At 71.1% G+C, this 23823-nt stretch carries 24 protein-coding genes; 8 read left to right on the forward strand and 16 right to left on the reverse strand.

Translation table 11 applies throughout. From position 1 onward, the window contains the following. The first annotated feature begins 1 nt into the window (after position 1). Both ACKTT0_RS02510 and ACKTT0_RS02515 read left to right on the forward strand, forming a co-directional pair. Positions 2–133 carry a DUF2474 domain-containing protein gene (locus tag ACKTT0_RS02510; RefSeq protein WP_407847829.1) on the forward strand — a complete coding sequence of 44 codons (132 nt, stop codon included), beginning with the start codon at positions 2–4 and terminating at the stop codon, positions 131–133. Positions 134–209: 76 nt separating this feature from the next. Then, positions 210–4331: a CheR family methyltransferase gene (locus ACKTT0_RS02515; protein WP_407847831.1), complete on the forward strand. Its 4122-nt coding sequence runs from the start codon at positions 210–212 to the stop codon at positions 4329–4331. A gap of 30 nt (positions 4332–4361) precedes the next feature. Here the strand turns inward: ACKTT0_RS02515 and ACKTT0_RS02520 are convergent, their stop codons facing one another. Continuing rightward, positions 4362–4733, reverse strand: a complete 372-nt coding sequence (locus tag ACKTT0_RS02520; RefSeq protein WP_407847832.1) for a hypothetical protein — start codon at positions 4731–4733, stop codon at positions 4362–4364. A gap of 125 nt (positions 4734–4858) precedes the next feature. Here ACKTT0_RS02520 and ACKTT0_RS02525 point away from each other — a divergent pair, with 125 nt between their 5' ends. Genes ACKTT0_RS02525 through ACKTT0_RS02535 form a run of 3 tightly spaced genes read left to right on the forward strand, consistent with a single transcriptional unit; the run spans position 4859 to position 8266 of the window. Further along, positions 4859–5596 carry a gluconate 2-dehydrogenase subunit 3 family protein gene (locus tag ACKTT0_RS02525; RefSeq protein ID WP_407847833.1) on the forward strand — a complete coding sequence of 246 codons (738 nt, stop codon included), beginning with the start codon at positions 4859–4861 and terminating at the stop codon, positions 5594–5596. Next, the gene (locus tag ACKTT0_RS02530; protein ID WP_407847835.1) at positions 5589–7361 is read left to right on the forward strand and encodes a GMC family oxidoreductase; all 1773 of its coding nucleotides are present in this window, start codon (positions 5589–5591) and stop codon (positions 7359–7361) included. The genes ACKTT0_RS02525 and ACKTT0_RS02530 overlap by 8 nt, the downstream gene beginning before the upstream one ends. Beyond that, entirely contained in the window at positions 7358–8266 is a 909-nt protein-coding gene (locus ACKTT0_RS02535; RefSeq protein ID WP_407847837.1) for a c-type cytochrome, read from the forward strand. The genes ACKTT0_RS02530 and ACKTT0_RS02535 overlap by 4 nt, the downstream gene beginning before the upstream one ends. 4 nt (positions 8267–8270) lie before the next feature. Here ACKTT0_RS02535 and ACKTT0_RS02540 read toward each other — a convergent pair whose 3' ends face one another. The 9 genes from ACKTT0_RS02540 to ACKTT0_RS02580 form a co-directional block, all read right to left on the reverse strand. Then, a complete protein-coding gene (locus ACKTT0_RS02540) occupies positions 8271–8798 on the reverse strand; it encodes a GNAT family N-acetyltransferase (protein WP_407847838.1) in 528 nt (175 codons plus the stop codon). 8 nt (positions 8799–8806) lie between these two features. After that, positions 8807–9382 (reverse strand): helix-turn-helix domain-containing protein, encoded by a 576-nt coding sequence (locus ACKTT0_RS02545; RefSeq protein ID WP_407847839.1) that lies wholly within the window; start codon positions 9380–9382, stop codon positions 8807–8809. Between the two features lie 98 nt (positions 9383–9480). Then, positions 9481–9906 carry a CBS domain-containing protein gene (locus ACKTT0_RS02550; protein WP_407847841.1) on the reverse strand — a complete coding sequence of 142 codons (426 nt, stop codon included), beginning with the start codon at positions 9904–9906 and terminating at the stop codon, positions 9481–9483. Between the two features lie 65 nt (positions 9907–9971). Beyond that, positions 9972–10277 carry a hypothetical protein gene (locus ACKTT0_RS02555; RefSeq protein ID WP_407847843.1) on the reverse strand — a complete coding sequence of 102 codons (306 nt, stop codon included), beginning with the start codon at positions 10275–10277 and terminating at the stop codon, positions 9972–9974. 119 nt (positions 10278–10396) lie between these two features. Further along, positions 10397–12454 (reverse strand): TonB-dependent copper receptor, encoded by a 2058-nt coding sequence (locus ACKTT0_RS02560; RefSeq protein ID WP_407847845.1) that lies wholly within the window; start codon positions 12452–12454, stop codon positions 10397–10399. Positions 12455–12607: 153 nt separating this feature from the next. Then, a complete protein-coding gene (locus ACKTT0_RS02565; RefSeq protein WP_407847847.1) occupies positions 12608–13033 on the reverse strand; it encodes a DUF2946 family protein in 426 nt (141 codons plus the stop codon). A 72-nt stretch (positions 13034–13105) separates the two neighbouring features. Next, positions 13106–14107, reverse strand: coding sequence for a glycerophosphodiester phosphodiesterase family protein (locus ACKTT0_RS02570; protein WP_407847849.1), 1002 nt, complete (start codon positions 14105–14107; stop codon positions 13106–13108). A gap of 6 nt (positions 14108–14113) precedes the next feature. Beyond that, entirely contained in the window at positions 14114–14776 is a 663-nt protein-coding gene (locus tag ACKTT0_RS02575; RefSeq protein WP_407847850.1) for a thiopurine S-methyltransferase, read from the reverse strand. Positions 14777–14813: 37 nt separating this feature from the next. Beyond that, positions 14814–15680 carry an alpha/beta fold hydrolase gene (locus ACKTT0_RS02580; RefSeq protein ID WP_407847852.1) on the reverse strand — a complete coding sequence of 289 codons (867 nt, stop codon included), beginning with the start codon at positions 15678–15680 and terminating at the stop codon, positions 14814–14816. Between the two features lie 78 nt (positions 15681–15758). Here ACKTT0_RS02580 and ACKTT0_RS02585 point away from each other — a divergent pair, with 78 nt between their 5' ends. Next, positions 15759–16379 (forward strand): CGNR zinc finger domain-containing protein, encoded by a 621-nt coding sequence (locus ACKTT0_RS02585; protein ID WP_407847854.1) that lies wholly within the window; start codon positions 15759–15761, stop codon positions 16377–16379. On the opposite strand, the gene ACKTT0_RS02590 is transcribed toward ACKTT0_RS02585, so the two are convergent. Continuing rightward, positions 16376–17356: a DMT family transporter gene (locus ACKTT0_RS02590; RefSeq protein ID WP_407847856.1), complete on the reverse strand. Its 981-nt coding sequence runs from the start codon at positions 17354–17356 to the stop codon at positions 16376–16378. The genes ACKTT0_RS02585 and ACKTT0_RS02590 overlap by 4 nt on opposite strands. A gap of 126 nt (positions 17357–17482) precedes the next feature. Here ACKTT0_RS02590 and ACKTT0_RS02595 point away from each other — a divergent pair, with 126 nt between their 5' ends. Beyond that, positions 17483–18334 carry a LysR family transcriptional regulator gene (locus ACKTT0_RS02595; protein ID WP_407847858.1) on the forward strand — a complete coding sequence of 284 codons (852 nt, stop codon included), beginning with the start codon at positions 17483–17485 and terminating at the stop codon, positions 18332–18334. On the opposite strand, the gene ACKTT0_RS02600 is transcribed toward ACKTT0_RS02595, so the two are convergent. The 3 genes from ACKTT0_RS02600 to ACKTT0_RS02610 all read right to left on the reverse strand — a co-directional run bounded on the left by ACKTT0_RS02600 (position 18324) and on the right by ACKTT0_RS02610 (position 19788). Beyond that, the gene (locus tag ACKTT0_RS02600) at positions 18324–18773 is read right to left on the reverse strand and encodes a hypothetical protein (protein WP_407847860.1); all 450 of its coding nucleotides are present in this window, start codon (positions 18771–18773) and stop codon (positions 18324–18326) included. The two genes, ACKTT0_RS02595 and ACKTT0_RS02600, sit on opposite strands and share 11 nt — an antisense overlap. Continuing rightward, positions 18748–19140 (reverse strand): phage holin family protein, encoded by a 393-nt coding sequence (locus ACKTT0_RS02605; protein ID WP_407847861.1) that lies wholly within the window; start codon positions 19138–19140, stop codon positions 18748–18750. The genes ACKTT0_RS02600 and ACKTT0_RS02605 overlap by 26 nt, the downstream gene beginning before the upstream one ends. Before the next feature lie 66 nt (positions 19141–19206). Continuing rightward, positions 19207–19788, reverse strand: a complete 582-nt coding sequence (locus ACKTT0_RS02610) for a YceI family protein (RefSeq protein ID WP_407847863.1) — start codon at positions 19786–19788, stop codon at positions 19207–19209. Positions 19789–19948: 160 nt separating this feature from the next. Here ACKTT0_RS02610 and ACKTT0_RS02615 point away from each other — a divergent pair, with 160 nt between their 5' ends. After that, positions 19949–20317, forward strand: a complete 369-nt coding sequence (locus ACKTT0_RS02615; protein ID WP_407847865.1) for a hypothetical protein — start codon at positions 19949–19951, stop codon at positions 20315–20317. A 22-nt stretch (positions 20318–20339) separates the two neighbouring features. Here ACKTT0_RS02615 and kdpE read toward each other — a convergent pair whose 3' ends face one another. Both kdpE and ACKTT0_RS02625 read right to left on the reverse strand, forming a co-directional pair. After that, the gene (gene kdpE / locus ACKTT0_RS02620) at positions 20340–21032 is read right to left on the reverse strand and encodes a two-component system response regulator KdpE (RefSeq protein ID WP_407847867.1); all 693 of its coding nucleotides are present in this window, start codon (positions 21030–21032) and stop codon (positions 20340–20342) included. Positions 21033–21039: 7 nt separating this feature from the next. Further along, on the reverse strand, positions 21040–23805 hold the full coding sequence (locus ACKTT0_RS02625; protein WP_407847869.1) for a DUF4118 domain-containing protein: 2766 nt from the start codon (positions 23803–23805) through the stop codon (positions 21040–21042). Positions 23806–23823: the final 18 nt, after the last annotated feature.

Below are 23823 nucleotides of genomic sequence, written 5' to 3' on the forward strand. Positions count from 1 at the left end.
CATGAAGCGCCACGCTCCGCTCTGGGTCCGGCGGCTCGGCTGGCTGGTCATCCTGTGGGCCGGCGGCGTCGCCGCGCTGTTTGCCGTAGCGCAGTTGCTCGAGGCCATCATGCGCGGCAGCGGCATGGCCTGAATCAGGCGCCGGCCGCGCCCTCGCCAGCGCGCTATCATCGCGAAAACCCCTGCAGCGGCGCACCGCCGCCTCCTCCATGCCCGATACGCCGTCCAAACCCGTCAACAAGAAGCACCTGCTGCGCAGCGACCTGCCCTTCCCGGTGGTCGGTATCGGCGCCTCGGCGGGCGGCATCGAGGCGCTGAAGACCTTCTTCCAGCACATGCCGGCCGAGCCGGGCATGGCATTCGTGGTGGTGCTGCACCTGTCGCCGCACCACGAAAGCATGCTCGACCGCATCCTGCAGTCGGCCACCTCGATGCCGGTGGTGGCGGTCACGCGCAGCGTGCCGGTGCAGCGCAACCATGTCTATGTGATCCCGCCGGGCGTCAGCCTGTCGATGAACGACGGCTACCTGCGGCTGACCCGCACCCCCCGCCCGCCCGGCCAGCACATCGCCATCGACGTATTCTTCCGCACCCTGGCCGATGTGCACCAGTCGCGCGCCATCGGCATCGTGCTCACCGGCGGCGGCGCCGACGGATCGATCGGCATTGCCCGCATCAAGGAACAGGGCGGGGTCACCTTCGCCCAGCAGCCCGAGGACGCGGCGCACGACACCATGCCGCGCAGCGCCATCGCCACCGGCATGGTCGACATCGTCCTGCCGGTGGCCGATATCCCGGCCCGCCTGCTGGAATTCGCGGAAAACCTGGCGCGCATCCACATTCCCGCCCCCATCGACCAGGAAGTCCATCCGCGCGCCGACGCCCCGGTCGACGAAACGCCGGCCGACCGCAACGCCCTGCACGATATCCTGGGCCTGCTGCGCGCCCGCACCGGCCACGACTTCCGGCATTACAAGCGGGCCACGGTGCTGCGCCGCATCGAGCGGCGCATGCAGGTCACCGGGGTGCCCGACATGGCGGCGTATGCGGCCATGTTGCGCGAAACCGTCGACGAAACGCCCAAACTACTGAGCGACATGCTGATCGGCGTGACGCAGTTCTTCCGCGACCGCGACGCTTTCCAGGCGCTCGAGCACCTGGTCGTGCCCGCCCTGTTCAACCGCGGGCCGCGCGGCGAACGCGCCGCCACGGTACGGGCCTGGGTGGCCGGCTGCTCCACCGGCGAAGAAGCCTACTCGCTGGCGATGCTGCTCAGCGACGAGGCCGAGCGGCTGGCCGCCCCGGCCAAGATCCAGGTATTCGCCACCGATATCGACGCCCACGCCCTGGCCGCCGGCCGCGCGGGGCTGTATCCGCAGGCCATCGAGACCGACGTATCCGCCGCGCGGCTGCATAGCTACTTCACCAGGGAAGACGCCAGTTACCGGGTCAAGAAAGAGATACGCGAAAAGGTCTTGTTCGCGCCGCACAACATCCTGCACGATCCGCCTTTCTCCAAGCTCGACCTGGTCACCTGCCGCAACCTGCTCATCTATCTCGACCGCGAAGTGCAGGCCGACGTGCTGCGCATGTTCCATTTCGCGCTGAACCCGGGCGGCTACCTGTTCCTGGGCAGCTCCGAATCGGCTGATGCCTGCGAGAACCTGTTCAAGGTGGTGGACAAGCGCAATTGCCTGTACCAGGCCAGGGACGCCGCCTCGATCCCGCGCGCCATCCGCATGCACGCGGCCGCGCCGTTCGACAAGGCCCAGCCGGCGCCGGCCGACGCCGAAACCGGCCGGCGCGGCAAACCCTCGTTCGCCGACCTGCATCGGCGCGCGCTGGAGCAATACGCGCCGCCCAGCGTCGTCGTCGACCTCGAAGGCAACATCGTCCACATGTCCGAACGCGCCGGCCGCTACCTGCGCCATGTGGGCGGCGAGCCCTCGCGCAGCCTGGCCTCGCTGGTGCATCCCGAGTTGCGCATGGAGCTGCGCACCGCGCTGTTCCAGGCGCTGCATTCCCGCAAGAGCATCGAGGCGCGGCGCGTCGCGCTCACCATGGGCGAGCGGCGCGTCTACGTGAACATCGTGGTGCGGCCATTCAGCGACGCGGAAACCGGCGGCGACTTCGTGCTGGTGATCTTCGACGAAGTCGAGGACGTGCTGGACGAAAACAGCGCGATACGGGGCTCGCACCTGGAACAGAGCGTGCTGGCCCAGATCGAAGCCGAACTGCGCCAGACCAAGGAACAGCTACAGCTCACCATGGAGCAGTCCGAGACCTCCACCGAGGAACTGAAAGCCTCGAACGAAGAGTTGCAGGCGATCAACGAAGAGCTGCGCTCCGCTACCGAGGAACTCGAGACCGGCAAGGAAGAGCTGCAGTCGGTCAATGAAGAACTGATCACGGTCAATGCGGAACTGAAATCCAAGGTCGAGGAAACCGCCAAGATCAACGACGACCTGCAGAACCTGATCGCCTCGACCGACATTGCCACCGTGTTCGTCGACCGCAGCATGCGGATCAAATGGTTCACGCCGCGCGCGGCCGACATCTTCAGCGTCATCGCCAGCGATGCCGGCCGTTCGCTGCTGGATATCACCCACCGGCTCGATTACGCCGACCTGGCGCGCGACGCGGCCGGCGTGTTCGAGTCGTTGCGCCCCATCGAGCGCGAGGTCTGCAGCGCCGACGGCCGCTGGTACCTGGCGCGCCTGCTGCCTTACCGCAGCTCGGAACACCGCATCGAGGGCGCGGTGCTGACCTTCATCGACATCACCGACCGCCGCAAGGCCGAGGAGCTCATGCGCCTGGGCGAAGCGCACATGAAGCTGGTGGCCGAAAGCGCCAAGGACTTCGCCATCATGACGATCGGCCCCGACGGCACCATCGTGACCTGGAGCTACGGCGCCGAACTGATGTTCGGCTATACCGAGGCCGAGGCCATCGGCCAGTCGATCGCCATCATCTTCACGCAGGAAGACATCGAGGCGGGCGCCCCCGCGCAGGAAATGGAACGCGCGCGCCGCAGCGGCTACGCGCCCGACGAGCGCTGGCATCGCCGCAAGGACGGCACGCGCATCTTCTGCACCGGTGGCGTCAGCCCCATGGAAGACTCCACCTTCCGCGGCTACGCCAAGATCACGCGCGACATCACCGAGCAGAAGCGGCGCGAACATGAACGGGAAACCACGCTGGAGCGCACGCGCGCCGACAATGTCCAGAAAGACGCGTTCTTCGCCGTCATGTCGCACGAGCTGAAGCACCCGCTGAACCTGGTGCAGCTCAACACGGAACTGCTGTTGCGCATCCCGGAAGTCAGCGCCAGCCGGCCGGCGCGGCGGGCGGCCGAGGCGATCCAGCGCTCGGTCAAGAGCCAGGCGCGCATCATCGAGGACTTGCTCGACCTGTCGCGCGTGCGCACCGGCAAGCTCAAGCTCAACCGCAGCGTGATCAACCTCACGGCCACGGTGCAGAGCATCGTCGACGTGCTGGCGCCCCTGGCCGCCGATGTCGGCGTGACGCTGCGGCCGCTGTACGATGCGTCGCAGCCGCTGAACATCGATGCCGACCCGGTGCGCATCGAACAGATCGTCTGGAACCTGGTCAACAACGGCATCAAGTTCACGCCCTCCGGCGGCACGGTCGCGGTCGGCCTGTGCCGCGACGGCGCGATGGCGCGGCTCGACGTCCGCGACACCGGCGACGGCATCGACCCCGACTTCCTGCCGAAAATCTTCGATATGTTCACGCAGGGCCAGCCGCGCTTGCATGGCCAGCGCCGCGACGGGCTGGGCATCGGCCTGGCGATCGTGCACCAACTGGTGCTGGCCCATGGCGGCCGCATCGAGGCCGCCTCCGAAGGCGCGGGCCGCGGCGCGCTGTTCACGGTGTGGCTGGCCGGCGCCGCGGCGCCGCCGGACGCCGAGACGGGCGGCGCGTCCGCCGGCCCGGGGCAACTGGCCAAGGTGCGCATCCTGGTGGTGGATGACTCCGACGAAGTGCTCGAGACCTTCCAGGCCCTGCTGGAAATGGAGGGCGCCGTGGTCCAGGCCTACAACAATGGCGCCGCCGCCCTGGCGGCGCTGGACGACGCCGAGTTCGACCTCATCATCAGCGACATCGCCATGCCCGGCATCGACGGCTACCAACTGCTGCGCGCCGTGCGCGAGCGGCTGCCCGACACGCCCGCCATCGCCCTGACCGGCCACAGCAGCAAGGACGACGTCGAGCGGGCCATGCGGGCGGGTTTTTCCACCCACCTCAGCAAGCCCGTGCCGATGACGGCCCTGCTGGAAACCGTCACCCGCATCCTGCAATGGTCCTGAGGCCTGCCGGCCCAGGAGAGTGAACCGGCCCTAGCGCAGGTCGGGCGTCCCGCCCGAGCCCGACGAGGCGCCCGAGCCCGGCATGCCGCCGTGGCCGGTCGAGCCGGTGGTGCTGCCCGGCTGGCCCTGCGAATCGCGCGTGTCGGTGCCGCCGGCCGCGTCATGGTCGCCGGACGCCGGCGGACGCCGCGCGCCGGACGGCTCCTGCGCGCCGGGCTGCCGCGGGTCGCGCCCGCGTTCCTGCATTTTTTGCTTCCCGTCTTGTAAGGAAGGCGTCTGGCGGGTCGAGGTCGGGTCGGGCGCCTGGCGGCGTTCGCCGTCGCCGCGCGCCTGGACAGGCCCGGCCGCCAGCAGCGCGCACAGCAGGCAGGGGCCCGATGCGCGGATAGAACGGTTTCGCATATGCACTCCCGGTTGCGGCCTTCAGGCCGGCGAATGCCGGCAAGCGGCGTGCCGGGCAAGTGAATTGCTGCAGGGCTGCCGTTGTCGCTACGGACGCCGTCGGCGTCCGGTTACCGGAGCCGCACATGCAAGACCATCCCGCCCGCGGGCGGCGCAGTGTCCTCAAGGCGCTCACCGTCGGGCTGCCGGGCGCCGCCTGGGCCGGACGCGCCCACGGCGCGCCGCAGCCCAGCCCTCCGCCCGACCCGGCCGGCGCCGGCCGCACCCTGCGCTTCTTCAATCCGCGCGAGGCCGCCGCCATGGACGCCATCGCCGCGCGGCTGATCCCCGCCGACGAACTGGGCCCGGGCGCCAGGGAGGCCGGCGCCACCTATTTCCTGGACGGGCAACTGGCCGGCGCCTGGGGCGCGGGCGACCAGTTCTACCGCCAGGGCCCCTTCCACGAGGGCACGCCGGAACAGGGCTACCAGCTCTCGTTCACGCCGGCCGAGATGATGCGGCGCGGGCTGGCGGCGCTGGACGAGGCCTGCCGCCAGCGCGACGGCAAGCCGTACGCCGAGTTGAGCGCCGAGCGGCAGGACGCCTGGCTGCGCGCCATGCAGGAAGGCGAAGCCGACTTCTCGCCGCTGCCGTCGGCCGTGTTCTTCCAGGCCCTGCTGCAGGCCACCATCGAAGGCTTTTTCTCGGACCCGCTGTACGGCGGCAACCGCGACATGGTGGGCTGGAAGCTGGTGGGTTTTCCCGGCGCCTACGCCAGCTTCTCCAACGATATCGAGCGCCACGGCGTGCAATGGGCCGGCCAGCCGGTCTCCATCGCCATGGCCAAGCCCCACGCCGCCCACCAGGAGGAAGAGCATGGCTGAGAAACTCCCCCCCGTGGACGTGGCCATCATCGGCGGCGGCTGGACTGGTTCCATCATCGGCAAGGAGCTGGCCGCCGCCGGCCAGCGCGTGGTGATCCTGGAGCGCGGCGAGCCGCGCTGGCCATCGCCCGATTTCCAGGGGCCGAACGTGCATGACGAACTGAAGTACACGCGGCGGCACGCCCTGCACCAGAACGCCGCCACCGAGACGTATACGTTCCGCAACAATACCGACCAGCGGGCCCTGCCGATGCGCCGCTGGCAGTTCGCCTACCCGGGCACGCACCTGGGCGGCGCGGGCAACCACTGGTCGGGCGCCTATTACCGCTTCCACCCCACCGACTTCAACCTGCGCAGCCATCATGCCGAACGCTACGGCGCGGACATCTTCGACGCCGACCTCACCTGCCAGGACTGGCCGCTCTCGTACGACGAGCTGGAGCCCTACTACGACCGCTTCGACTACCTGATCGGCGCGTCGGGCCAGGCCGGCAACCTGAAGGGCCAGAAGCAGGAAGGCGGCAACCCGTTCGAGCCGTGGCGCTCGCGGCCCTATCCCAACCCGCCCATGAAGGTGCCCTATGCGTCGGCGTTGTTCGGCGAAGCCGCGCGCAGCCTGGGCTACCACCCCTACGTGCAGCCCTCGGCGCTGGCCACGCGGCCCTATGTGAACTCGGAAGGCCTGCACATGAGCGCCTGCGTGTACTGCGGGTTCTGCTCCAACTTCGGCTGCGAACATTTCGCCAAGGCCTCGCCGCAAGTCTGCATCCTGCCGGTGGCCATGAAAATGGACAACTTCGAGATCCGTACCGGCGCGCACGTGCTGCGCGTGGAGCTCAGCGCCGACAAGCAGCGCGCCACCGGCGTGACCTACGTGGACGCGGCCGGCGCCGAGCGCTTCCAGCCGGCCGAGACCGTGGTGCTGTGCGCGTTCAGCATCAACAACGTGCGCCTGCTGCTGCTGTCCGGCATCGGCCAACCCTACGACCCGGTCGCCGACACCGGCGTGGTGGGACGCAACTACACCCACCAGACCACCTCGGGCGTGAACCTGTTCTTCGACGAATCAGTCCACATCAATCCCTTCATGGGCGCGGGCGCGGTGGCGGTCACCATGGACGATTTCTGCGCCGACAATTTCGACCACGGCCCGCACGGCTTCGTGGGCGGCGGCTACCTGCAGATCCAGGTGGTCAGCGGCGCGCCGATCGGCTACCACCCCACGCCCAAGGGCACGCCCGCCTGGGGCCCCGAATGGAAGCGGGCGGTGCGGCGCTACTACAACCACTCCGCCTCCATCACCATCACCGGCTCGGCCCAGCCCACGCGCGGCGCCTACCTGAGCCTGGACCCGACCTACAAGGACGCCTGGGGCCAGCCGCTGCTGCGCATCACTTACGACCTGCCCGACAACGACATCCGCATGTCGGCCTTCCTGACGGCCAAGGGCGACGAGATCGGCAAGGCCATGAAGGGTGTGCGGCAGACCGAGCCGGGGCCGCGCCAGCGTCCCTTCTCCGCTACCGCCTACCAGTCCACCCACCTGACCGGCGGCGCCGCCATGGGCGACGACCCGGCCACCAGCGTGGTCAACCGCTACGGGCAGGTGTGGGACGTGCCCAACGTGTTCGTGACGGGCGCCTCGCTGTTCCCGCAGAACTCCTGCTTCAACCCGACCGGCACGGTGGGCGCCACCGCGTACTGGATCGTCGAGAAAATCAAGGCGGACTACTTGCGTTCGCCGGGACCGCTGGTGTCGACATGAACGAGTCCAGAGCGGGAATTCCCGTCGTCCTCGGCCTGGTCCTGGCCGCGCCCGTGCTGACGTTGGTGGCGACGGCCTACCAGATGATGGCGACCGGCGGCGATGGCCTGATCCGGCCGGCCGCCGTCACCGCGCCGGCGCCGGGCGCGGCCGGGCCCGCGCAGCAAGCCGGGGGCCCTGCGGGCGCGGCGGCGCCAGCGCCTGCCCCGGCGCCCGCCGCGCCGCCCAAGCCGCCTGAACCGGTGCCGGGCCGCAGCGCGCAGGACTTCACGCCGTACCGTCCCGCATGGGAAGCGGCGCTGGCGCGGGCCGACCCGGAACAGGGCCGCCAGTTGGCCCAGTCCGGCAAGCCGGACGCGGGCGTGCAGGCGTGCGTCGCATGCCACGGCCAGCAGGGCATTGCCACGGCCGCCGGCAATTTCCCCAGCTTGGCCGGCCTGTCGGCCGACTACCTGGCCAAACAGCTTAGCGACTATCGCGACGGCACGCGCACGCAACCCTTGATGAACGCCATCGCCAAGGGGCTCAGCCCCGAAGAAGCCGCGCACCTGGCGCAGTACTACGCCGGCCTGCGGCCGCCTGCCCTGGCGCGGCCCGAGGGTCCGGAGGCGGCCCGCGCGCTGGATGTGGAAGGCGACAATGCCCGCGCCCTGCCGGCCTGCGCCAACTGCCACGGACTGGGCGGCCGCGGCGAAGGCGCGCTGCTGCCGCGCCTGGCCGGCCAGCCGGAACGCTATTTCATCGAGCAGATGAACGCGTTCCGCAACGGCCAGCGGCGCAACGACGACGTCGGCGTGATGCGCGCCTTTGCGCAGCGCCTCACGCGGCAGGAAATCGAGGCGCTGGCCAGCTACTACGCCAGTGCCGCGGGCGGCGGCGGCGCATCGGCGCCGGCCGGCCAGTAGCCGGTCACAGCAGCTTGTACATGATGGTGGTCGGGTCGGTGCGCCGCCCGGTGATGTCCAGGCAGAATTCCGGGATGACGCCGGCGCGCTGGTAGCCCAGCGCGGCGTACAGCGGCTCGGCCAGGTCGCCGGTGCGGGTATCGAGCGTCAGCAGGCGGCGCCGCGCGGCGCGCGCGCGCTGTTCCAGTTCCACCATCAGGGCGCGGCCGATGCCGCGGCGGCGCCAATGCGGATGCACCAGCAGCTTGCGCACCTCGGCCCGGTGCGGCTGGTTCGGCGGCGTGTCGCAATCGAGCTGCACCGTGCCGACGATGCGTCCGCCCGTGCGGGCCGCCAGCAACGTGCGGGTGCCGTCGCGCACCGCGGGCAGCACCTGGCCGGCCCAGAAGGCCTCGGCCTGGCGCGGCTCGTAGGGCAGGATGAAGCCGACGCTGGCGCCGTCGTGCACGCACGCATGCAGCAGCGCGCCCAGTTCGGGCAGGCAGCCGGCGGTGTCATCCGCCGACAGCGCCGAAAACGAGAACGTATCCAAGCTTGACCTCAAACGATGAACAGCAGATAGCGCGCGCCGCTGCGCGCCGGCGTGTCGAAGGCGCTGGCGCCGGACAACTGGTAGCGCAGGCAGTCGCCAGGCCGCAGCGCGTGCGTGCGGCCTTCGATAGTGACCTGCAGCCGGCCTTCCAGCAGCAGGAGATGGTGTTCCAGGCCGGGACGGGGCGGCGCGCTGTAGGCGATGTGCGCGCCGGGCGCCAGCGTGCATTCGAGCACCTCGCCGGCCAGCCGCTGGGCGGGCGGCGAGACGGAGCGCCGCTCGAAGCCGATGCTCGCGTCCATCCATACCGGCTGGTCGGCGCGCGCCAGCAGCGGCGCGTAGTCGTCCTCGACCAGGCGCATCAGGCGCGACAGGGTCAGGCCATAGGCGGCGCTGAGCTTGCCCAGCACGCTGGCGGTGGGGCTGACGGCGGCATTTTCCAGCCGCGACAGCGTGGCGCGGCTGACCTGGCAGCGGCCGGCCAGGTCGTCGAGCGACCAGCCGCGCTCGGCGCGCAGCGCGCGCAGGCGCTGCGCGATCTGGCGATCGATCGGGTCGGCGGCGGACGTGGCGTTGTTTTCCATATAAGAGATATTCTCTCAAATACGAAAAACACGCAAGCGCTGCCGCCGCGCTCCACCGGCCAGCGGAATTGGCCCGCCGCTGCGGGCCCTGCGACGCGTCAGCGGGCTGGCTGGGCCGGCGACGAAACGCTTGCCAGCGTGGACCCGGTATCGCCCGCCTTGACGGCCAGGTCGCCCAGCGACACGACTCCCACCAGTTGCTTGTCGCGGTCCAGCACCATCAGCCGGCGCACCTGCTCGTCGGCCATCTTGGCCTTGGCGTTCTCGACCGAGTCGTCCTGGTAGCACCACAGCACGCGCTCGGTCATGGCGTCGCCCACGCGCGCATTGTCGGGCGATACGCCGCGGGCCGTGCAGCGCACTGTAATGTCGCGGTCGGTGATGACGCCGACCAGGCGCCGGCCGTCGCACACGGGCAGTTCGCCGATATCCAGGTCGGCCATCATCTCGGCGGCATGGCGCACCGTTTCATGGGTGCGCAGTATGGTCGCGCCGGGCGTCATGACTTGCGATAGCTGCGTCATGGTTTCCTCCGTCGGTTGCGTGGATCAGGACGACGGGGGCAGCAAGCCCCATGCCGCGGCGCGGCTCAGTCCTCGCCGCGCGGCGGGCGGCGGCCGCCCTTGGCGCCGGGCTCCTCGCGGCCCGTGTCCGGCGGGGTGAAATTGCCCTCGTCGGTAATGCCGCCGGTGCGGGCCGCCTGGTCGGCCGCGGCGGTGCCGCGGTCGAACAGGGGCCGGTCGCCGCCGCGCGCCGGCGGCGGATGATCCATGTCCGGCCGGCGCTCCTCCTCGTCGGAGACATGGCGCGGCCGCGGCGCGCCGCGGTTGGGATCGGGCTGGGGCAGGCGCTGGCCGGCGCGCGGGTTGCGGTCCGGCGGGTCGGGTCGTGTCATGGCAGTCTCCTGTCTGGCTGGGAAGGCGGCGTTCGCCGCCCTCTTCCCGCACGCGCGCAAGCGCCGTTCCCGGGCGCCAGGGCCTGTTCCCCCTAAAAGGAGCCCCGCCTGAGCAGGTCCTAGTACTTGATGCCGAGGCGCGCCCACACCGTGCGGCCGGGCTCGTTGAAGCGCGTGGCCGCCGGGAAACCGAAGCCGCTGTCGCCCGCCAGGTTCAGGTGCTCGCTGTAGGTCTTGTCGAACAGGTTGTCCACGCCGACCGCCAGCTTGACGCGCCGGTTGAAGGCGTACCCGGCATTGAGCGAAACCACGCCGAAGCCGGCGCTCGGGCCGAAGTCCTGGCCGACCACGTTGCCCGTGCCGGCGGCATGGCGGTGCTGCGCCGCCACCAGCCGCCACAGCGCGCCGGCCGACCATTTGCCATCGTCATAGGCGGCGCTCAGCTTCGCCTCCAGCGGCGGCATCTGCGGCAACGGCCGGCCGTCGTCGCGGTTCTCGCCCCAGGCGTAGGCCAGCGTGGCGCCCACCGTCCAGGCTGGCGCCGCGCGGTATGACAGGCCCAGTTCGCCGCCGGCGATGCGCGCATCGACGTTGCGTGCCTGCGAGGTCGCGCCCATCATCGCGCCGGCGTGGTAGTTGAACAGGATGAAGTCGTCGACCCGGCCCGCGTAAGCCGAAACCCACGCATCCAGCGTATCGGTGCGGTACTGGGCGCCGATATCGATCTGGGTGGTCTTCTCCGGCCGCACGCCTTCGAACGCGTTGGCCGAGCCCGCGGGCCCCTGGCTGGGCGAGAACAGCTCCCAGTAATCGGGAAAGCGCTGCACGTGGCCGATGCCCGCGTACCAGGTCGCGGGCATGTCCCGCAGGTCGCGCTCATAGCGCAGGAACCCGCTCGGCAGCGTATCGGCGCGGCGCTCGCCGGCCGTGGGGTTGGGCATGGCCATCATGCGCCCCACGGTCTTGCGGAAGTCCTTGGCCGACGCGCGGTCGACGCGCGCCCCGCCGATCACGCGCGCCTGTTCATCCAGCGTCCACGTCAATTCGCCGAACAGGCCGGCGTTGTCGAATTCGGCGTCCTTGGCCCACGCGTGGTTGCGGTAGGAATCCCTCTCGGTGCCGCTGCGCGCGCGATGGCGGCTGCGCTGGAAATCCAGCCCGCCCTCCAGGCCAAGCCGCTCGGCCAGCTGCAACTTGCCCGCCACGCGCCCGCCCCAGGTGGCGCGGTCCACCGCGGAGGCCATGCCCATGGGCATGGCGCTGTGCGGGTCGGGCGAGCGCAGCGTGTAGTTGTCCATGACGTGATCGGCGTTGTTGTAGTAGAGCTGCGCCTCCAGTTCGCGCAGCACGGTTCCCAGGTTGCGGCGCTCGACGCGCAGGCCGAAGCTTTCGCGCTTGAACTGCACCCCGTCCATGCCGCGGCCCGCATAGCGCGCCTCGCCGTCGCCCGTGCCGGCGCTCAGCTCGACCAGAGTGTCGGCGTCGGGCGTGAAGCCCAGCGCCACGTCGGCATTCCACTTGTCCCAGCGCGACGGTACCCAGTTGCCATCGCCGTCGCGATAGTCCTGCGAATGCGAGTGGTTGGCCGTGATGCGCGCATAGCTGCGCGCATTGCCCACCGTCAGGTCGGCCGCCTGGTCGTTGCGGCCCCACGAGCCGCCCAGCAGGCTGCCGTCGAAGCGTACCCCCGCGCCATCGAAGCGCGGCGTGTCGCGGTCGAACTTCACGGTGCCCGCCGATGCGCCGGGGCCCCACAGCACCGTCTGCGGGCCCTTGATGACAGTAAGCCGGTCGAAGTTCTCCGGCGAGATGTACGAGCTGGGCGCGTCCATGCGCGACGGGCAGGCGCCTGGCATCGACGTGCCGTTGGCCAGGATGTTCAAGCGCGAGCCGAACATGCCGCGCAGCACCGGGTCGCCATTGCTGCCGCCGTTGCGGATGGCGGAAAACCCCGGGATCGTCTTCAGGTAGTCGGTGCCGTCGCTGGCCGGCACTGGCTGGCGGGGAATCTTGGGGTCGGTGCTGAATGTCAGCGGCGCCTCGGGCGCGACGCCGGTGATGACAATGGGATCGAATTCATGAGGCGTGGCCGGCCCCTGGCCGGCCCAGGCGGCGGAGACGGCCGCCGCGGCGGCGCACAGGCCGAGCGCCTGCGGGAAGCGGAAGTTTCTGTCCATGATGCGTGACGTACGAATGCCGCGGCGGCGCCGCCGCGGCGCAGGAACGCCGCCGGCAACGCGCCAGCCGCATGCAGTGGATGCGAATCGACAGCCGCGGCGCGCCGGTCGGATGGCGGGCGCTCAAGCGGGCGGGCTGTCGGGGAAGGACGGTCAGGCGGACAGGATCGGCGGGGCGCGCGGCCCCAGCGGCGGACCGGCCGGCGGCAGCGGCGGCAACGCGCGCGCGGCCGGCAGGTCGGGCTGCACGCCGGAGATGGCGGCCAATGGCGCCACGCAGGGCGCGGGGGGAAGGTCCAGCGCCTGGTGCGCGACCATCCAGAACGGGCATTCCTGCGCGGTGGCGTCATCCTGGTGCGCGTCGTGCGGCGCGCTGTCGATGAGGGCCTGCAGGACGGTGGGCGCGCCGCCGGCGGCCGAGCAGAAGCTGATCTCCAGCCGCCCCTGGCGCAGGGCCGAGGCATCCGGCATGTAGCCCACCGGCACCAGCGCGCGGAACAGCGTGGCCAGCGCCAGCAGGCACAGCATCGTGCGGGCGCGCACGCCGGTGATGGAACCACGGAAGGCCGGTGCGGACATGGCGCGATTCTAGCCCAGCCATGCCGGCTGATTCGCGCCAGCGCCACGCGGATGGGATTCGTCTGACGTGCGTCAATCGCCGCGCGGCGCCTTGGGTGCCCGCTCTTCGCGCAGCCAGCGCGCCGCGGCCACGATCTCGTCGGTGTAGATGCCGCCGCCGTAGCCGCGCGGCAGGCGGGCCAGGTCGTGCGGGGAGTCGAGGCCCGCCGAGAAGCCGCCGTGGTAGGGCCCCAGCGCGTACACCTCGCTGCCCGCGGCGCGCATGCGCGCCAGGAAGCGATTGGGCCAGCCCCACAGCCACGGCGCGATATTGATCGGCACGAACACCGGCATATTGGCGCAGGCCGCCGGCACGATGCCGCTCCAGCCGTACGCCGCGTAGCGCAGCAGGCACGACTGCAGCGACGCCCGCGACATGGCCGCGACCCGCGGCAGGCGCTCGCGCAGCCGGGCTATCGGCGCGTCGCCGCCGTATACCATGACGCGGGCCCGCGACGGCTCGGGCAAGGTGGAAAGGAACGCCGCCAGGCGCTCGCCTTCGTCCGCGTCATTGCTCTTGACGTTGACCAGGAAGCGGCGCCCGGGGAAAGCCTCCAGCACCTCGTCCAGCGCCGGCATCAGGCCGACGCCCTTGCCACGGAAGGGAAACGTGCGCCCGCCGTCGGCCGTGTAGCCATAGCCGATATCCAGCGCCTTGAGTTGCGCCATGGAATGTTCGCGCGTCACCCCGGCGCCATTGGTGCGGCAGTCGAGCGTCCAGTCGTGGAACACCGCGAAGCGCCCGTCAGTGGTGGGATGCACGTCGATCTCGACCACATCGGCGCCGGCCGCGAAACTCGCGCGCATCGAGGCCAGGGTGTTTTCCAGGTAGGCGTGGCGCGGTGGCAGCATGCGCGCCGCCGTACAGGTGTCGCCCCGCAGCCCGGCGGTGTCGAAGCGCTGCGCGATGCCGCGGTGCGCCAGCAGCGTGGGCGCCGTGCCGGGCGCGGGCGCCAGGCTGCTGCTGTTGACCGCGAACAATGCCACCCCGGCCGCCAGCGCGGCGAATATGATGGCCCCGCGCCGGCTGCGCATGGCGCGCTAGCCTTGCGCGCGCTGCAGCCGGTAGACCAGCGTGTCGAGCCGGTCCAGGCCGCGTTCGGCGAACTTGGGCTCCTTGGCGAGGATGTCGCGCCGGTCGATCAGCAAGGCGTCGGAATGCCCTGCGTAAAGCGCCTGCACTTCGTCGTCGCGCACCGAGAACGGCGGCCCTTCCATCTGGTCCTGGTCATAGTCGAGCGTGATGAGCAGGCCGCGATAGGAACCGGCCAGCTGGCCATAGACATGGCGCGCGTAGCGGGCGCGCATGTCGGCCGGCAGCGCCACCAGGGCGGCGCGGTCGTAGGCGCCGGCGCACGCGCCCAGCACGTCCGGGCCCAGCGCGAAGATGTCGCCGCAGTAGATCTCGATGTCGCCCGCCGTGTAGTAGCTGCCCTGGCCCGCCTCGCGCACGCTGGGCCGCAGGCCGTTCTCGGCGTAGAACTGCTCGACCGCCAGCGGCGACAACTCGACGCCCAGCACGCGGTATCCCTGTTGCGCCAGCCACACCATGTCGAGCGACTTGCCGCACAGCGGCACCAGTACCCGGCTGCCGGCCGGCAGCCCGAGCGACGGCCAGTACTTGGCCAACAGCGGCGTCACCCGCGTCTGATGAAAATGCGTGCGTCCGTCGCGCCAACGTTCCAGCCAGAAATCCGCGTCCATGCAATCAGCCTTTTGCCCGTCTCTACAAGTCCGAGCCTTATTGTAGAGAGCCGGCGGGGTCCGCGGGGCCCGGCCGCGGGGCGGCGACCGCGGCCAGGAAATCGGCCAGGTGCGCGGCCACGGCCTCCGGGGCATCTTCCTGCATCAGGTGGCCGGCCTGCGGCACGGGCCGGAAATCGGCCCGGCGGAAGCGGCTCGCCAGCTCGCGGCCGCGCTCCAGCGGCAACCAGGCGTCCTCGGTGCCCCACAGGATCATGACCGGGCAATCGATCTCGCCATAGCGGTGCTCGATCTCGTCCGTATAGCGTTGGTCCGCCTGCGCGACCTGCCGATAAAAGGCGGCCTGGCCGACGTCGCCGGTCCATGGCCGGGTATACAGCGCCATGACATCGTCCGGCAGGGGACGGTGCGCGCCGCCCTGGATATAGGCCTTCAGGATGGCGGCATGGATGTACGGCGGCATGCCGGCGAACGCGGCCTCGTGCACCTTGGCGTGGCGCGCGAATGCCACCGCGTCGATCAGGGTGAGGCTGCCGTAGGCGCAGCCTTCCAGCAAGGCCGCGCGCAGGGCCGTGGCGCCGCCGAAGTCGTGCGCCACCACGTCGGGACGCGACAGGTTCCAGTGGCGCAGCAACGCCGCGAACAGGCGGCCCTGCGTGGCCAGCGAGACGTCCTGCCCGGCGCGCTGCTCGGACTGGCCGTAGCCCAGCAGGTCGTACACGTACACCTGCCGGCCGCGCGCCAGCAAGGGTGCAAGCTTGCGCCACACAGCGGAGGAAAACGGCGTGCCATGCAGCAGCACCAGGGGCCGGCCCCGGCCCCGGACGGCATAGCGCACCGCCTGCCCTTCGAAAGTGAAACACTGCGGCAGCGGGGGGAGAAAATCGTGGTCAACGGAATCCATGATAACCCTTTAAAGCCTTTAATACGGTTAGTCTTTCGATACCTTAAAATAACCGTTCAACAAGGTCAAGGCGGTTATATGGAAAACTCCACCGGACACCAGCAGGGGCCCCATTCCTTCGTAGGCGGGCATCCCTACCTGGACTTCCTCAATACCGGCGGCGGCAAGAACAAGGCGCGCGACGTGCGCGGCTTTGACGACTGGCCGGCGCTGCTGGACTGGCTCGCCGCGGCCGGCCTGCTCGAGCCGGGCGAGCGCGCCGGCCTGCAGCGCCTGGCGGCGGGCCGGCCGGCGCGCGCGGCGCTGGACCGGCTGGTCACGCACCGCGAGAACGCCTACGAGGTACTGGCGGCAGTCGCGCACGGCCTGCCCCCGCCGCCCGCCGGCGTGGCGCGCCTGGAAAACGACCTGCGCGCGGCGCTGCGGCACGCGACGCTGCGCCTGGCCGGGCCGGGTCCGGGCGCCTGGCGCGTCGACGCGGCCGCCGCCGGGCTCGACCTGCCGCGCCATCGCCTGGCCCTGGCGGCGCAAGCGCTGATCGCCGACGGCCTGCTGCCGCGCCTGCGCCAATGCGAGGCCTGCAGCTGGCTGTTCCTGGATACCTCGCGCGGCGGCCGGCGGCGCTGGTGCTCGATGGCCACCTGCGGCAACCGCGCCAAGGCGCGCCGCCACTATCACGCGCAAAGCCTGGCGAACTAGGGCCGGCCCGCTCTAAAGGAAGCCCCGCATCCGCGCGGCGGCCGCGCCACGCCCTGGCGGGCCGGCCGGCCCGGCGGCCCCGGCGCCGGCTCGCCGCGCGCCACCAGCAGGATGCCCGCCGCCGAAATGGCGAATCCCGCCGCCATGGACCATGTCAGCGGTTCGCCGAACATGGCCCAGGCCCACACCGCCGTCACGCCCGGGCTCAGGTACAGCACGCTGGCCACGCGCGTCGCAGACGAACGGCGCAGGCACGTCCAGTAAAGGCCGTAGCCGCCCAGCGTGGACAGCAGCGCCGTCCATGCCACGCTGAGCGCGAAGCCGCCGCTCAGGGGCGGCGCCAGGCTGCCTTCCATGCCGGCCAGTACCGCGAAGGCGGCGCCGGTGGCGGCACATTGCAGCCACAGGCCCGCGGCCAGGCCGGGCGCGCCCTGGTCCGCCTGTTCCTGCCGCCATAGCGTGGCCACCGCCAGCGACAGCATGCCCAGCACCGGCAAGGCGTAGGCGACGGCGGGCGCATCGCCCCACGCCAGCACGCCCTGAGTCACCAGCAACACACCGGCCAGGCCGACCAACAGGCCGGCCCAGACGCGCCGCCCGATCCGCCGGCGCAGGAACAGCGCCCCCAGCAGCGCCGTGCCCAGCGGCAGCAGGTCGGCGACCAGCGCCGCCAGGGCGGCCGGCACGCCCAGCTCTACCCCCTTGACGACGCCGGCCAGATAGCCGGCCATGGCCAGCAGCCCGATGCCCGCCTGCGCCGCCAGGGTCCGCGCCGTGGCGCGCCGCAGGCCGGCCAGCGCCCAGGGCAATAGCAGCGCCGAGACACATACGCAGCGCCAGAACACCACCAGGAAAGCCGGCGCGTGGTCGACGGCATAGCGCGCGCCCACGAAACCGGAACTCCACGCCACCACCAGCGCGGCTTCGGCCAGCCAGAGCGGGACGCCCTGCCGGCATCGGGCGGAACGGCCAGACATGGGCGGGGACGGGCGAAGACGATGCGGCATGGGCGAATGATCCGGATAGGGATCCTTGACCTTAGCCTGGCCATCGTATTCAATAAATCAAAACCTTCGTGACGCCATATTCTGTTTTTTTAAATAATGCCCGCCACGCTCGACATCGAACTGCTGCGCACTTTCCACGCGGTCGCGCGCCTGGGCCGCTTCCGCGCGGCGGCCGCGCACGTGCACAAGAGCGCGGCCGCCGTCAGCGTGCACATCCAGCGGCTCGAGGCCCTGGTCGGCGCGCGCCTGCTGGAACGCGACAACCAGTCCGTGACGCTCACGCCGCTAGGCCAGCGCTTCCTGGCCCGCACCGCCGAACTGCTCGACGCCCATGACCGCGTACTGGCCGACCTGCGCGGCGCGCCGCCCGCCGGCCGGGTCCGCCTGGGCATCCCCGACGAGTACGCGGAACATGTCATACGCGACATCCTGCCGGCATTCGCGCAAGCCTGGCCCGGCATCACGCTGGAACTCGCCACCGCGCCCAGCCTGGCGCTGCGCGAGCAGGTCGCCCGCCGCCGGCTGCACCTGGCGGTCATGGTGCAGCCGGCGGCGGCCGGCCGCCGCGCGAGCCGGCCGCTGGCCCTGACGACGCCATTGTGGGTGGCCGGCGCCGCGGCCGGCCCGCTGCCCGATCCGGTGCCGCTGGCATTGCATGCCGCCGATTGCCCATACCGGGCCGCCATGATCGAGGCGCTGGAACGGGCCGGCCGGACCTGGCGCACGGTGCTGGCCAGCCCGTCGAGCCGCGCGGTCGAGGCCTGCGTGGAAGCCGGGCTGGGCGTCAGCATCGTGGATCGCAGCCGCGTGACGGCGCGCATGCACGTGCTGGAGCGCATGCCCAAGCTGGCGCCGCACGAGGTGGTGCTGCTGCGTGACGGCTCGGCCGGCGGCCAGGCAGCCCTTGACGTGCTCGAGGAAGCGCTACGGCAGCATTTCAGGTTGTAGGCGTTGGCGGCGCCGCGGCCGGCGCCTCGCGCGCGGTCCGCAGGCGCCGCACCTGTTCATCCAGCTGCAGCCGCAGTTGCTCGATTTCGCGCGGGTCGCCGGCCTTCTCGGCCGCAGCGCGCAGCTCGGCCACCAACTGCGCCAGGCGCGCGACCTCGGCATCGGGCAGCGGGCCGCTGGCGCGCCGCACCTGGCGGCGCCGCCACAGCGACGCGAGGCGGTCGCGCACCGCCACCGCCGCCATCGCGCGCAGCGGCTGCTTCAGAAACGGCGGCCAGCCAACCGCGGCGCCGGCCGCCAGGGCGGTGGTGGCGGCCCAGCCGCGCCCGGGCGGCCCGGCAGGCGTGGCGCGCCTGACCGCATCGGCCAGTTCGCGGCGCTCGCGCGCCATCTTGGCGAGCAAGGCTTCCTTGTCAGCCTGCGTGGTGGTCTTCGGCATAATGGCTCCTCGCGGCATCGGTATCCAGGCGCACCTGCCGGCTCAGCTCGCTGAACGGCGATGACCTGGGAGCATTGCGGACGGCGACACACAGGGCGATGAGCGTGATCAGCAGCCAGGCGCCGGCCACCAGCCAGGCAGCCAGGCCGCGCTGCGGCGTGTCCCAGAAACTCACCACGACAGCCACCGAAACGAACGCCAGGGTGCCCAGCGCGCAGAACAGCAAGGCCACGCAACTGAGCAGGGTCGTGACCAGCGCGGAACGGTACAGCGACAGCTCGATGCCCACCAATTCCACGTAATCGCCCATGCGATTGGCCGCGAACTCCGCGATGTGGCGCAAGCGCCGCAACCGTTCCGAAATCATGGCTGGCTCCCTTGAGATGAAGACGGCCGCGCAGCAAATGGCGTACCCGCCGGCGGACGGCCGCCGCTACCGGCGGCGCAGCGCCTCGACCTGGATCTCGAGCTCGACCTTGGGATCGAAGCCCATGTCGAGCGCGAAATCCAGCCCGTAGTCGCCGCGGTTGAACGAGGCCGACACGTCGGCCCCGCAGACTTCGCGCTTTTCCATCGGGTGCTGCATGCACTTGAAGTCGTCGATGTCCAGCGTGAGCGTGCGCGTGACGCCGCGCAGCGTGAATTCGCCCACGGCCTCTTCGGGACGGTCGCCGTCGAACTTGGTAAAGCGCCCCTTGAAGGTGGCGGTGGGATAGCGCGCCGCGTCGAAGATGTCGGGCGCCACGGCGTGCCGGTTCATCTCGTCGTGGCCGAAATCGACCGAATCGATCTGCACGGTCACGTCGATGGTGCCGGCGCGCGCCTCGCGATCCAACACGATGACGCCCGCCGACTGGTTGAACTTGCCGCGCCAGGTGGACAGCCCGTCCATGTGGTCGGCCTCGAAGCTGGGATAGGTGTGCGACGGATCGATGTCGTAGGTGACGGGCGCCGCATTCGCGGCGGACGCCGTGATAAAGCCGGCGGCCGACAACAACGCAAGGGCGATTCTCATGCAGGACTCCAGTAATAGCGTGGCTGGCGCATGCCACAATACGTGCGCGCCCCGGGATGGACCGGCGCGGCGCCGTTCAGTTCAATGTAAGCATAAAGCAAGCGTGCCGCCGGGCGGCAAGCCGGCCGTGGCCACGCACCTACCTGACATGGACCGCCGCATGGATGTGAAACGCACTTACTTCCAGCCGCGCCTCGATGCCGCGGCGCTCGGCCAGCTCATCGCGCGGCGCGCCTCCTTCTTCCTGGAAGACGTGGCCGACGTGGATGCTGCCGCGGCCCAGTTGGCGCGCACGCTCGGGGCCCAGGGCCTGGCCTGCCGGGTGCATGACAAGCGGCCCTTGTTGTTCGACGAAGTGACCGTCGGGTTCGTGCCCTGGTGGCTCGCGCTGCCGGCGCTGGCCGACGGCGCCCTGCAAGCCGTCGCCAGCCGCCTGGCGTGCCCGCGCCCCCATGTGGTGATCGTGAAATCCGCGCGGGCGCTGGACGTGCGCTTTCAGGCTCGCGCGGCCGGCGCCGCGCGAGCCTGAGGCCCGCGGCGGACCCGTCCGCTCAGCCCGCGCAGCGGTATCCCACCCCGACTTCCGTCAGCAGGAAGCGCGGCTGCGCCGGATCGGCCTCGAGCTTGTGCCGCAGGTGGCCCATGTAGATGCGCAGATAGTGCGAATGCTCCACGTGCGACGGCCCCCACACTTCGCGCAGCAGCTCGCGGTGCGTCATGACCTTGCCGCGGCGCGCCAGCAGCGCGGTCAGCAGCCGGTATTCGATGGCGGTCAGGTGCACATGCGCGCCGCCGCGCGTCACCTCGCGGCGCGCCAGGTCCACCCGCACATCGCCGAAGGCGATCTCCGCCGGATTGCCGGCGCCGCCGCGGGCATGCCGCCGCAGCAGCACGCGCAGGCGCGCCAGCAGCTCGCCCACGCCGAACGGCTTGGCCAGATAGTCGTCGGCGCCGGCGTCCAGCGCGGCGATCTTGTCGGTCTCGGCCGTGCGCGCCGACAACACCAGCACCGGCACTTCGGTCCAGACGCGCAGGTCGCGGATCAGCACCATGCCGTCGGCGTCGGGCAAGCCCAGGTCCAGAATGACGGCATCGGGCTGGCGCGTGCCGGCTTCGATCAGCCCGCGCGCCACGGTCTCGGCCTCGAACACTTCGCAGCCCTCGCCTTCCAGGGCCGCGCGCACGAAGCGGCGGATGTGCGGGTCGTCTTCGATGAGCAGGATCCGGGGCGAGTAATCGAACATGGGTGTCTCAGGCGGAATCGGGCTGGACGGCCGGCGGCTCGCCCAGCGGCAGGGTAAATGCGAAGCGCGCGCCATGCGCCTGTCCGGGGGCCGGCTCTACCCAGATGCGGCCGCGGTGCGCGCGCACGATGGCTTCGCAAACGGCCAGGCCGAGACCGACCCCCGGCGTGGCCGACTCGCGCGCGCCGCGCGTGAACTTCTCGAAAATGCGGCGTGCATCGCCGTCCGGCACGCCGGGCCCGTCGTCGCTCACGCCGACCTGCAGGTCGGCGCCCTGCACTGCCGCCTCGAGCCGGATCGCGCCGCCGGCCGGCGTGTACTTGGCGGCGTTCTCCAGCAGATTGCACAGCACCCGCTCGATCAGCACGCCGTCGCACTCCACCAGCGGCAGGTGCGACAGCGGCGCCACGCTCACCGCGTGGCCGGACAGCGCCTCGCGCATGGCGGCCAGCGCCGCGCCCGCCAGCTCTTCCAGCGACTGCCATTCGACCCGCAGCGGCGCATCGCGGCTCTGCAGGCGCGCCATGTCCAGCAAGTTGACCACCAGCGCGTGCATGCGGCGCGCCTGCTCGCGCATGGCCAGCACGGTATCGCGCGCGGCCGCCGGCAAGGCGTCTTGGTCGCGGGCCAGCGTATCGGCCATGCCCACCAGGCTGGTCAGCGGCGTGCGCAGATCGTGCGACACGGCCGCCAGCAGCGAATGCCGCAGTTTCTCGGATTCCATGCTGACCAGCGCCTGCTGGGCCACTTCCACATAGTGCAGCCGTTCCAGGGCGATGGCGACCAACGTTGCGTATGTCTCGATCAGCCGGCGCGCGTCCGGCCCGTTGAACGCCGCGCGCGCCGGGTTCTCCACCGCCAGCACGCCGCGCGTGCGCAGCGGGGCCTTCAGCGGCAAATACAGCAAGGCGCTGGTCGCCAGCGTGGCGGTGCCGGCGCCGGCGGGCTGGCCATGGTCGTACACCCACTGCGCCACGGCCGGATCGAGTCCGGCAGGCTCCTGCCCGGGCGCCGCGGCCTGCGCCAGGCGCTCGTCCAGGCCCAGGATATACAGCGCGCAGCGCGCGCCGAACGCCGCCTGGATGAACGCGTCCGCGGCGGCCACGATCTGCTGCGGCTGCAGCGCCGACGACAGCTCGCGCGCGAACTCGTACAGGCCGCGCGCCTCGGCCTCGCGCCGGATCGAGGTGCGCGCCTGCAGCCGCAGCCCGGCGGTCAGCTGGCCGATCAGCAGCCCCACGCCCAGCAATACCAGGAAGGTCAACAAATACTGCACATCCGAGACGGCGAACGAGGCGAGCGGCTGCACGAAGAAGAAATCGAACAGCCCCACGCTCAGCACCGACGCCAGCGCCGCCGGCCCGCGCCCGTGGCGCAGCGCCACCGCCACCACGGCCAGCAGGAACAGCATGACGATATTGGTCTGGTGCAGCAACGGAAACGCCAGGGCCGACAGCGCCGTGGCGGCCCCGCAGTACAACAGCGCCCACAGATAGCCGGCATGCAGGCGCCGGCCCGCGCCAGCCGGCGCGGCGCCCGCCGCCTGGCGCACTGGCGGCGGCGACGCATGCGGCGGCGCGCCCAGGCGGATCACGTCGAGGTCGGGACACGCCGCCGCCAGCGCGTCGGCAAAACTGTGGCGATGCCAGATCCAGCCGGGCTCGAGCGCGGCGCCCAGCGCGGCCGACCACGACAGCCGGGCGCGCGCGGCCGCGTCGGCGCGGCCGCGGCCCAGCACGATCTTGGTGATGTTGTGGCGGCGCGCATAATGCGCCACGGCCAGCACCCGGTCGCCGCCGGGCAGGGTCTCGATGCGCGCGCCCATCTCGCCGGCCACCGCCAGCGCGCGCTCCAGGCGTTCGCGCGCGGCTTGCGAGCCGGACGTCACGCGCGGGGCGTCCAGGGTGATGACGTGCCAGTCGCAGTCCAGCTCCTGCGCCAGCCGGTGCGCGCTGCGCACCACATGCTCGGCGTCCGCGCCGGCGCCGATGCATGCGACCAGGGCTTCGCGGGTGCGCCATACCGTCTGGATGGCGCGGTCCTGCCGGTAGCTCTGCACGTCGTCGTCGACGTGATCGGCGGTGCGCCGCAAGGCCAGTTCGCGCAGCGCGATCAGATTGCCCTTGCGGAAGAAATGCCGGCCCGCGTGGCTGGCCTGTTCGCCCAGGTAGACCTTGCCTTCGCGCAGGCGGCGCAGCAGCTCGTCGGCCGAGGTATCCACCAGGATGACTTCGTCGGCCGCGTCGAACACTTCTTCCGGCACGGTCTCCCAGACCCGCACGCCGGTAATGCCGCCGACCGCCTCGTTCAGGCTGTCCAGGTGCTGCACGTTCAGCGTGGTCCAGACATCGATGCCGGCGGCCATCAGTTCGTGCACGTCCTGCCAGCGCTTGGCGTGGCGCGCCCCGGGCGCGTTCGAGTGCGCCAGCTCGTCGACCAGGATCAGCGCCGGGCGGCGCGCCAGCGCGCCGTCCAGATCGAATTCCTGCAGGACGCGGCCGCGATGGGACAGCGCGCGCAGCGGCAGTTGCTCCAGCCCGTCGAGCAGGGCGGCGGTTTCCTTGCGGCCGTGGGTCTCGACGATGCCGGCCACCACGTCCGCGCCGCCGGCCTGCTGGGCGCGCGCGGCGGCCAGCATGGCGTAGGTCTTGCCCACCCCGGCCGATGCGCCGAAGTAGATGCGCAGCTTGCCGCGCGTGGCCTGGCGGGCAGCCTCGTCCAGCGTGCGGAGCAGGCTGTCGGGATCGGGGCGGCGATTGTCAGGGTCGGCCATGTGTCGGCGTGGGCGGAA

This window comes from Bordetella saccharivorans, assembly GCF_045862855.1.
Lineage (GTDB): Bacteria > Pseudomonadota > Gammaproteobacteria > Burkholderiales > Burkholderiaceae_B > Bordetella_A > Bordetella_A petrii_F.

Excerpts from the sequence above, each read along its gene's own strand:
- ACKTT0_RS02510 (WP_407847829.1), top strand. The coding sequence starts at position 2 with ATGAAGCGCCACGCTCCGCTCTGGGTCCGGCGGCTCGGCTGGCTGGTC.
- ACKTT0_RS02515 (WP_407847831.1), top strand. The coding sequence starts at position 210 with ATGCCCGATACGCCGTCCAAACCCGTCAACAAGAAGCACCTGCTGCGC.
- ACKTT0_RS02520 (WP_407847832.1), bottom strand. The coding sequence starts at position 4,733 with ATGCGAAACCGTTCTATCCGCGCATCGGGCCCCTGCCTGCTGTGCGCG.
- ACKTT0_RS02525 (WP_407847833.1), top strand. The coding sequence starts at position 4,859 with ATGCAAGACCATCCCGCCCGCGGGCGGCGCAGTGTCCTCAAGGCGCTC.
- ACKTT0_RS02530 (WP_407847835.1), top strand. The coding sequence starts at position 5,589 with ATGGCTGAGAAACTCCCCCCCGTGGACGTGGCCATCATCGGCGGCGGC.
- ACKTT0_RS02535 (WP_407847837.1), top strand. The coding sequence starts at position 7,358 with ATGAACGAGTCCAGAGCGGGAATTCCCGTCGTCCTCGGCCTGGTCCTG.
- ACKTT0_RS02545 (WP_407847839.1), bottom strand. The coding sequence starts at position 9,382 with ATGGAAAACAACGCCACGTCCGCCGCCGACCCGATCGATCGCCAGATC.
- ACKTT0_RS02550 (WP_407847841.1), bottom strand. The coding sequence starts at position 9,906 with ATGACGCAGCTATCGCAAGTCATGACGCCCGGCGCGACCATACTGCGC.
- ACKTT0_RS02555 (WP_407847843.1), bottom strand. The coding sequence starts at position 10,277 with ATGACACGACCCGACCCGCCGGACCGCAACCCGCGCGCCGGCCAGCGC.
- ACKTT0_RS02560 (WP_407847845.1), bottom strand. The coding sequence starts at position 12,454 with ATGGACAGAAACTTCCGCTTCCCGCAGGCGCTCGGCCTGTGCGCCGCC.
- ACKTT0_RS02565 (WP_407847847.1), bottom strand. The coding sequence starts at position 13,033 with ATGTCCGCACCGGCCTTCCGTGGTTCCATCACCGGCGTGCGCGCCCGC.
- ACKTT0_RS02570 (WP_407847849.1), bottom strand. The coding sequence starts at position 14,107 with ATGCGCAGCCGGCGCGGGGCCATCATATTCGCCGCGCTGGCGGCCGGG.
- ACKTT0_RS02575 (WP_407847850.1), bottom strand. The coding sequence starts at position 14,776 with ATGGACGCGGATTTCTGGCTGGAACGTTGGCGCGACGGACGCACGCAT.
- ACKTT0_RS02580 (WP_407847852.1), bottom strand. The coding sequence starts at position 15,680 with ATGGATTCCGTTGACCACGATTTTCTCCCCCCGCTGCCGCAGTGTTTC.
- ACKTT0_RS02585 (WP_407847854.1), top strand. The coding sequence starts at position 15,759 with ATGGAAAACTCCACCGGACACCAGCAGGGGCCCCATTCCTTCGTAGGC.
- ACKTT0_RS02590 (WP_407847856.1), bottom strand. The coding sequence starts at position 17,356 with ATGTCTGGCCGTTCCGCCCGATGCCGGCAGGGCGTCCCGCTCTGGCTG.
- ACKTT0_RS02595 (WP_407847858.1), top strand. The coding sequence starts at position 17,483 with ATGCCCGCCACGCTCGACATCGAACTGCTGCGCACTTTCCACGCGGTC.
- ACKTT0_RS02600 (WP_407847860.1), bottom strand. The coding sequence starts at position 18,773 with ATGCCGAAGACCACCACGCAGGCTGACAAGGAAGCCTTGCTCGCCAAG.
- ACKTT0_RS02605 (WP_407847861.1), bottom strand. The coding sequence starts at position 19,140 with ATGATTTCGGAACGGTTGCGGCGCTTGCGCCACATCGCGGAGTTCGCG.
- ACKTT0_RS02610 (WP_407847863.1), bottom strand. The coding sequence starts at position 19,788 with ATGAGAATCGCCCTTGCGTTGTTGTCGGCCGCCGGCTTTATCACGGCG.
- ACKTT0_RS02615 (WP_407847865.1), top strand. The coding sequence starts at position 19,949 with ATGGATGTGAAACGCACTTACTTCCAGCCGCGCCTCGATGCCGCGGCG.
- kdpE (WP_407847867.1), bottom strand. The coding sequence starts at position 21,032 with ATGTTCGATTACTCGCCCCGGATCCTGCTCATCGAAGACGACCCGCAC.
- ACKTT0_RS02625 (WP_407847869.1), bottom strand. The coding sequence starts at position 23,805 with ATGGCCGACCCTGACAATCGCCGCCCCGATCCCGACAGCCTGCTCCGC.